The sequence below is a fragment of the Pseudomonas sp. LBUM1672 genome, from assembly GCF_059695655.1.
Map to the genome: position 1 here is coordinate 6,449,657 of NZ_CP166781.1, position 7,597 is coordinate 6,457,253.

7 protein-coding genes are annotated in these 7,597 nt (G+C 55.5%); all 7 read right to left on the bottom strand.

The genetic code is table 11. The features are described from left to right. Window positions 1-11 precede the first annotated feature (11 nt). The 7 genes from rsmG to rpmH all read right to left on the bottom strand — a co-directional run bounded on the left by rsmG (window position 12) and on the right by rpmH (window position 7,031). Window positions 12-656 (bottom strand): 16S rRNA (guanine(527)-N(7))-methyltransferase RsmG, encoded by a 645-nt coding sequence (gene rsmG / locus ACA053_RS29535; RefSeq protein WP_497394291.1) that lies wholly within the window; start codon window positions 654-656, stop codon window positions 12-14. Next, window positions 653-2,551 (bottom strand): tRNA uridine-5-carboxymethylaminomethyl(34) synthesis enzyme MnmG, encoded by a 1,899-nt coding sequence (gene mnmG, locus ACA053_RS29540; protein ID WP_497394292.1) that lies wholly within the window; start codon window positions 2,549-2,551, stop codon window positions 653-655. The genes rsmG and mnmG overlap by 4 nt, the downstream gene beginning before the upstream one ends. 551 nt (window positions 2,552-3,102) lie before the next feature. Beyond that, window positions 3,103-4,473, bottom strand: a complete 1,371-nt coding sequence (mnmE, locus tag ACA053_RS29545) for a tRNA uridine-5-carboxymethylaminomethyl(34) synthesis GTPase MnmE (protein ID WP_497314704.1) — start codon at window positions 4,471-4,473, stop codon at window positions 3,103-3,105. Between the two features lie 79 nt (window positions 4,474-4,552). Further along, window positions 4,553-6,238: a membrane protein insertase YidC gene (gene yidC, locus ACA053_RS29550; protein WP_497314706.1), complete on the bottom strand. Its 1,686-nt coding sequence runs from the start codon at window positions 6,236-6,238 to the stop codon at window positions 4,553-4,555. 2 nt (window positions 6,239-6,240) lie between these two features. Beyond that, window positions 6,241-6,486, bottom strand: coding sequence for a membrane protein insertion efficiency factor YidD (gene yidD / locus ACA053_RS29555; RefSeq protein ID WP_010465488.1), 246 nt, complete (start codon window positions 6,484-6,486; stop codon window positions 6,241-6,243). Further along, the gene (gene rnpA, locus ACA053_RS29560) at window positions 6,479-6,880 is read right to left on the bottom strand and encodes a ribonuclease P protein component (RefSeq protein ID WP_010465490.1); all 402 of its coding nucleotides are present in this window, start codon (window positions 6,878-6,880) and stop codon (window positions 6,479-6,481) included. Before rnpA ends, yidD begins: the two co-directional genes overlap by 8 nt. Before the next feature lie 16 nt (window positions 6,881-6,896). Beyond that, entirely contained in the window at window positions 6,897-7,031 is a 135-nt protein-coding gene (gene rpmH / locus ACA053_RS29565; RefSeq protein WP_003213577.1) for a 50S ribosomal protein L34, read from the bottom strand. Between the last annotated feature and the right edge of the window lie 566 nt (window positions 7,032-7,597).

Sequence of the window (7,597 nt, forward strand, 5' to 3'; positions counted from 1 at the left end):
TGTGTTCCCAATCATGCCGTGCGGCGCAGTATCAGCAGATGGCGTTGGCCTTGGCAACCAGGTACGGCCAGGGCGTGTTCGCTATCGAGGTGGAAGTCTGCCGGCAATGCTACCAGCTCATCGGCCGGATGAACGCCCTTCATTGCCAGCCAGCGCGTATCGGCATCGCCAAGGTGGCGAGTCCAGTTACTGAAGTTTTCCATGCTGCTGAATGCCCGGGAAATGATCCCGTTGAACGGCTGGGCAGGCTGGAACGCTTCGACACGGCTGTGGATAACTTGCAGGTTATCCAGTTTTAGTTCGAGTTTGACCTGGGTCAGGAAGCGGGTTTTCTTGCCGTTGCTGTCCAGGCAGGTCACTTGCGACTCAGGAAACAGGATAGCCAACGGAATACCCGGCATGCCGCCGCCGCTGCCAACGTCCAGCCAGCGACCGTTCTCGACGAACGACATCACGCTCAAACTATCGAGCAGGTGACGGGAAACCATTTCATCCGGATCGCGCACGGCGGTCAGGTTGTAAGCCTTGTTCCATTTGATCAACAGGGCCAGATAGCCCAGCAATTGCACGTGCTGGGCTTCTGTCAGTGTGACACCGAGCTGGCGGGCACCTGTGGATAACTCTTCGGCATGTTGCGAGGTGACCAACGAACTCAAGCGCTTTGCTCCAACTGACGGCCCGCGCCGCGTTTTTTCAAATGAATCATCAACAGCGAAATCGCTGCCGGCGTGACGCCCGGGATACGTGATGCCTGACCCAAAGTCTCTGGACGGGTCGCACCGAGCTTGCTCTGGATCTCCTTGGAGAGACCGGAAATGTTCGTGTAATCGATATCCACAGGCAGTTTTGTATCTTCGCTGGCCCGCAAACGAGCGATTTCATCCTGCTGACGATCAATGTAGCCGGCGTATTTGGTCTTGATTTCGACCTGCTCGGCGACCTGTGGATCTTCTGCGCCCCCACCGGTCACGGCGATCAGACCAGCGTAGTCGATTTCCGGACGGCTCAGCAGGTTGAGCAAATTGTATTCGTGGGTAAGCGGCGTACCGAACTTCTCGGAAATCGCATCGCCCTGCTCGGTACCCGGGCGGACCCAGGTACTTTTCAGACGTTGCTCTTCGAGATCGATGCTTTCGCGTTTCTTGCAGAACGCCGCCCAACGTGCGTCATCGACCAGACCCAACTCGCGCCCTTTTTCGGTCAGGCGCAGGTCGGCGTTGTCTTCGCGCAGGATCAGGCGGTATTCGGCACGGGATGTGAACATCCGGTACGGCTCTTGAGTACCGAGGGTAATCAAGTCGTCGACCAACACCCCGATGTACGCCTCATCGCGACGCGGGCACCAGGCATCTTTGCCCTGTGCCCGCAGCGCGGCGTTGGCCCCGGCCAGCAACCCCTGGGCACCCGCTTCTTCGTAACCGGTGGTGCCGTTGATTTGCCCGGCGAAAAACAGACCGCCGATGACTTTGGTTTCGAGGTTGTACTTCAGGTCACGGGGGTCGAAGTAGTCGTACTCGATGGCGTAGCCAGGACGAACAATGTGCGCGTTTTCCATGCCGCGGATCGATTGCACGATCTGCAATTGCACGTCGAACGGCAACGATGTGGATATCCCGTTCGGGTACAACTCGTGCGTCGTCAAACCTTCCGGCTCGATGAAGACCTGGTGGCTTTCCTTGTCGGCAAAGCGGTGGATCTTGTCTTCGATCGACGGGCAATAACGCGGACCGATACCTTCGATCTGTCCTGCATCGGAATACATCGGCGAACGATCAAGGTTCGCGGCGATGATTTCGTGAGTGCGGGTGTTGGTGTGGGTAATCCAGCAGCTCACCTGTTTCGGATGCTGCTCTTTGGACCCCATGAACGACATCACCGGGATCGGTGTATCGCCTGCTTGCTCGGTCATGACCGAGAAATCCACGGAACGGCCGTCGATTCGCGGTGGTGTACCGGTTTTCAGACGACCAACCCGCAATGGCAATTCACGCAGACGGTGAGCCAGGGCGATCGATGGCGGATCACCGGCGCGGCCACCGGAATAATTCTGCATGCCGATGTGGATAAGTCCACCGAGGAAGGTGCCAGTGGTCAACACCACGGAATCCGCGAGGAAACGCAGGCCCATTTGGGTGACAACACCACGCACTTGCTCCTGCTCGACGATCAAATCATCAGCAGCTTGTTGAAATATCCACAGGTTCGGCTGGTTTTCCAATGCTTCGCGGACAGCGGCCTTGTACAGAACCCGGTCTGCCTGAGCGCGAGTTGCACGCACGGCCGGGCCTTTGCGGCTGTTCAATACGCGAAACTGGATACCACCTTTGTCGGTAGCCATGGCCATCGCGCCGCCGAGGGCATCGATTTCTTTTACCAGATGGCTTTTGCCGATCCCGCCAATGGCAGGGTTGCAACTCATGGCACCGAGGGTTTCCACGTTATGCGTCAGCAACAGGGTTTTAGCACCCATGCGTGCTGAGGCCAGTGCTGCCTCGGTACCGGCATGACCGCCGCCGATGACGATCACTTCAAAACGGGAAGGGAAATCCACCACGCACCTCGTGCCTGCTTCAGTCAGGTAATCAGGAATAGTTTGAGCTCAGGTTTCTATACCTGGTCGGCAAGTATAGGGACTTCGCCCTTCCTAAAGAACCCTTTGCACAAAAATTAACCAGCTGTGGAGAAGTCGGGGTTATAGAAATTAAAAAGAGAGAAATTTATTAAATCTTTGTTTTTATGTTTATTTCTACTGAGGCACATTTCTGTGGATAGATCTCTACAGGCCTTTATATTCAATATGTACAGCGATTCAAAACCCTGTGATCATGTGCCAAGGAGGCCCTTGGATAACCGGTTTAAGCCTGTGGATGAAAGGGGTGGTTATCCACAGGGGCGGTTATCTTCAGTTTTAAGGCCCTGTTATCAACTGCCCTTAGTGGCAGTTACTCACAGGGCTTAATCCACAGAAAAGTGCTGATCCAGCAAATTCCGCACACGGAAAATCCGCTCAAGCAGAAAGAATCTGCTCAGCACTGGAGGACGATCTGAGAAAAGGGAAGGAACAGACAGGCGCGAATGGCCTGTCTGTGGACAACGGAAGGACTATTTACCGATGCAGAAGCTGGAAAAAATGCGCCCCAGCAGGTCATCGGAGCTGAATGCACCGGTGATTTCACCCAAAGAGTGCTGAGCCTGGCGTAAATCTTCGGCTAGCAGCTCACCGGCGCCCGCCAAGGTCAGCTGTGCACGGCCATGTTCAAGGGATGCGCTGGCATGTCGTAGTGCCTCAAGGTGACGCCTGCGAGCACTGAAGCTGCTTTCCGAGGTCTGCTCGTAGCCCATGCACGCCTTTAGATGTTCGCGTAGCAGCTCCAGTCCCATGCCGGCGGATTTCGCACTGAGGCTTATGGTGACGTGGCCATCGTCACTGACTTCCAGGGCAATCGCTTCTCCCGTCAGGTCAGCCTTGTTACGGATCAGCGTGACCTTTGCCGGATCCGGGCGTATTTCCAGGAATTCCGGCCATAACGCAAACGGATCAAGTGCCTCAGGAGCAGTCGCATCGACCACTAACAGCACGCGATCTGCCTCGCCGATGGCTTTCAACGCCCGCTCGACACCGATTTTTTCCACCTGGTCATCGGTATCTCGCAAACCTGCCGTGTCGACCACGTGCAACGGCATGCCATCGATGTGGATATGTTCGCGAAGAATATCCCGGGTGGTGCCGGCAATCTCGGTCACGATCGCGGCTTCTCGCCCGGCCAACGCATTCAGCAGGCTGGACTTACCGGCATTCGGCCGGCCGGCAATGACCACGGTCATCCCATCGCGTAACAAGGCACCTTGTCCGGCTTCACGAAGCACTGTGGATAATTCGTCGCGCACCTTATCGAGCATCGTCAGTACGTGGCCGTCAGCCAGGAAGTCGATTTCTTCCTCCGGGAAATCGATGGCCGCTTCGACGTAGATGCGCAGGCCAATCAGCTGCTCGGTGAGGTTATGCACACGCTGGGAGAAGGCGCCCTGCAACGAACGCAACGCGTTGCGCGCGGCCTGTGCAGAACTGGCCTCGATCAGGTCGGCGATGGCTTCCGCCTGGGCGAGGTCGAGTTTGTCATTGAGGAAGGCACGCTCACTGAATTCTCCCGGCCGGGCCAGACGGCAGCCCAGTTCCAGGCAACGTTTGAGCAACATGTCCAGAACGATCGGCCCGCCGTGCCCCTGCAGTTCAAGCACGTCTTCGCCGGTAAAAGAGTTGGGTCCCGGGAAATACAAGGCGATGCCTTCGTCCAGCACCTCTTCGTTTTCATTGAGGAAGGGGCCGTAGTGGGCAAATCGGGGTTTCAGTTCGCGACCGCTGATCGCCTTGGCGGCAATGCTCGCCAACGGCCCGGAAATACGGACGATGCCCACTCCGCCGCGACCTTGAGCGGTGGCGACAGCTGCGATGGTTTCCCGAGGAACGCTCATAAACCGGTATCCAGACAAAAGTGACAGATAGCAAAACGCCCCACTAGGGGGCGTTTTGAGTGGTTATCCACAGTGTAAATCAGGCAGCTGCTTTAGTAGCCGCTTCGACTTTACGAGTGATGTACCACTGTTGGGCGATGGACAGGCAGTTGTTCACTACCCAGTACAGCACCAGACCAGCCGGGAACCACAGGAAGAAGAAGGTGAAGATGATTGGCATCAGCTTCATGACCTTCGCCTGCATCGGATCCGGAGGTGTCGGGTTCAACTGCTGCTGGATGAACATGGTTGCACCCATGATGATCGGCAGAATGAAGAACGGATCCTTGATCGACAGGTCAGTAATCCACAGCATGAATGGCGCTTGGCGCATTTCAACGCTTTCCAGCAGAACCCAGTACAGAGAAAGGAAAACCGGCATCTGTACGAGGATTGGCAAGCAACCTCCCAGCGGATTGATCTTCTCTTTCTTGTACAGCTCCATCATGGCTTGCGACATTTTCTGCCGGTCATCGCCATGTTGCTCTTTCAGCGCGGCCAGTTTCGGTGCCACTGCACGCATGCGCGCCATGGATTTGTAGCTGGCAGCCGACAGCGGGAAGAAAATCCCTTTGATCAGCATGGTCAGGAAGATGATCGACCAGCCCCAGTTACCGACGATGGCGTGGATGTGTCCCAGCAGCCAGAAGATTGGCTGGGCAATGAACCACAGAATGCCGTAGTCGACGGTCAGTTCCAGACCTGGGGACAACTCTTTCAGCACGGCCTGGCTTTTCGGACCAGCGTAGAGAACAGCGCTGGTTTCGGCTTTTGCACCTGGCGCAACGCTCATTGCCGGGCCGGTATAACCGATGATGTAGTTGCCTTTGCTGTCTTTACGGGTCTGGACGACGTTGTTTTCGCCCTTGGCCGGAATCCATGCGGTGACGAAGTAGTGTTGCAACCAGGCAACCCAACCACCACTGACAGTTTCCTTCAACTGCGCCTTGTCCATGTCCTTCATGGACACTTTCTTGTACGGCTCGTTACTTGTCCACAGGGCAGCGCCCAGGTAAGTGGCGGTGCCGGTGGCGGTGGTTGAGGAAGGATCGCCGCTGGCGTCACGCTTCAGTTGCGCGAACATCGCACCAGACCAGGGCTGTGCGCTCTGGTTGTCGATCAGATAGGAAACGGTTACGTCATACAGGCCACGTTTCACCGTGAAACGTTTGATGTAGTTGACGCCGTCTTTGCTGAACTTCAGGTCCACGACCAATTGGTCCTGACCGTCAGCCAGTTGATAAATCTTCTTCTCCGAGGTGTAAACCGGACGACCGGCTGGACTTGCGTCCGGGCCGTTGGTGCCGATCAAACCGCTCTGGGCCAGATAAGTCCGCTCGTTGCCGTTATCGAACAACTGGAATGGAATTTCCGGATGGTCCTGGCGACGTGGATACAGCGGCAACGTCAGCTGGGCAACATCACCACCCTGTGGATCGATAGCCAGGTTGAGCACATCCGTTTTGATCTGGATGAGATCCTTGCTGACAGCTACTGGTGTTTCAGTAGGTGCAGTTGCACTGGTATCACTTGCGGCGCGTGGAATGTCGTCACTGACAGAAGCATTATTGCCAGTCGCCGTGTCCGGTAGGCCCGGTGCGGTAGTACTGGAAGCAACATTCTGAGTCGGCAGGGCAGCCTGGCCATAGTCCTGGTTCCATTTAAGAACCATAACGTAGGACACGATTGCCAGGGCGACGATCAGGATCGTGCGTTTGATATCCATGATTACTCGGCCATCGAAGAAGAACGGGAGGTAGGGATAGGTGGAACCGGGTCATAACCACCGGGATTCCACGGATGACAGCGACCTAAACGACGAAAGGTCAGCCAGCCACCGCGCAGAAGGCCATGATTTTCTATGGCTTCATACGCGTAGCAGGAACAACTGGGGTAGAAACGACAGTGACTGGCCATCAGGGGACTAATGGCATAGCGATAGAACTGGATCGGAACGAGTGCCAGTTTACGCATCGGGACTGTCTACCCCTACAGTTTCGGTTTTGACTGCTGGTACCGGCTTGCTACGTGCCAGACGCTTCCAGAGTTTGCCGAAATGCTGAATCAATTCGGGGTTTTCTACGTCACCCAAACCTTTGCGCGCGACGATAACAATGTCCCAACCGACCAGTGAATCCTGGTTCAGGCGAAACGATTCGCGCATCAGACGTTTGAGGCGATTGCGCTCGACGGAGAGCTTTACGCTCTTTTTCCCGATAACCAGCCCGAGACGGGGGTGATCGAGATCGTTGTTGCGCGCAAGGAGCAGGAGATTTTTCCCCGGAACCTTGCCGGTAGGGGAGTCAAAGACTGCCTTGAAATGCCGGGGGGTAAGCAGACGCTTTTCCCGACTGAAGTCCTGACTCACCTCCAGTGCCGGATTATCAAACTGCCAGACGCGCACGACCTTTGGCGCGACGACGCGACAGGACGGCACGACCGTTCTTGGTAGCCATGCGAGCACGGAAACCGTGGGTACGAGCGCGTTTGATAGTGCTTGGTTGGAAAGTACGTTTCATTGTCGTGTTACCTGGTTCGTCCACAACGGGCCGGAATGGCCCCCGTTTTAAGAGACCGGGGATTCTAGAGAAAGCAAGCCTCTAGGTCAATTTCCAACCAGCGTTTCCTTATAAATAGATCTCCAGCCGTTTTTCTCGTCCGCCTCCTTCGCTAGATATAGAAATAAAGAAGGAAGTTATTTAAAGCTTTTCTGTAAAGCTTATAAAAGCTAGAGAGGCGATCCTCTGTGGATAACTGCGTTAAGCCCTTCTATTCCGCACTGTACAGAGAATGACAACTACAGTGGAAAACAGGGGGCAGCCTGTGCTGCGCTGTCGGATAAGCTGTGTGTGGAATGGCCAGTTATCCACAGGCAGGTTATCCACCGAGTTTCGCCCCCACTTGTCCAGTGCCCTCATGGGCGGTTATCCACAGAGCTTATGCACATACCATTGGTCGTCTTTTTGACGGTTAACGCGTTGATAATTCATGGCCTGTGCGCAACCTGCATGTGGATAAGTGGACGTCTGGCCGCTACAATGGCCGCTTGTTTTTGCCTCACCGGCTTTCAACTTAGGGGATATCC

Coding starts and splice junctions, on each gene's coding strand:
- mnmE (WP_497314704.1), bottom strand. CDS start 4,473: ATGAGCGTTCCTCGGGAAACCATCGCAGCTGTCGCCACCGCTCAAGGT.
- yidC (WP_497314706.1), bottom strand. CDS start 6,238: ATGGATATCAAACGCACGATCCTGATCGTCGCCCTGGCAATCGTGTCC.
- yidD (WP_010465488.1), bottom strand. CDS start 6,486: ATGCGTAAACTGGCACTCGTTCCGATCCAGTTCTATCGCTATGCCATT.
- rpmH (WP_003213577.1), bottom strand. CDS start 7,031: ATGAAACGTACTTTCCAACCAAGCACTATCAAACGCGCTCGTACCCAC.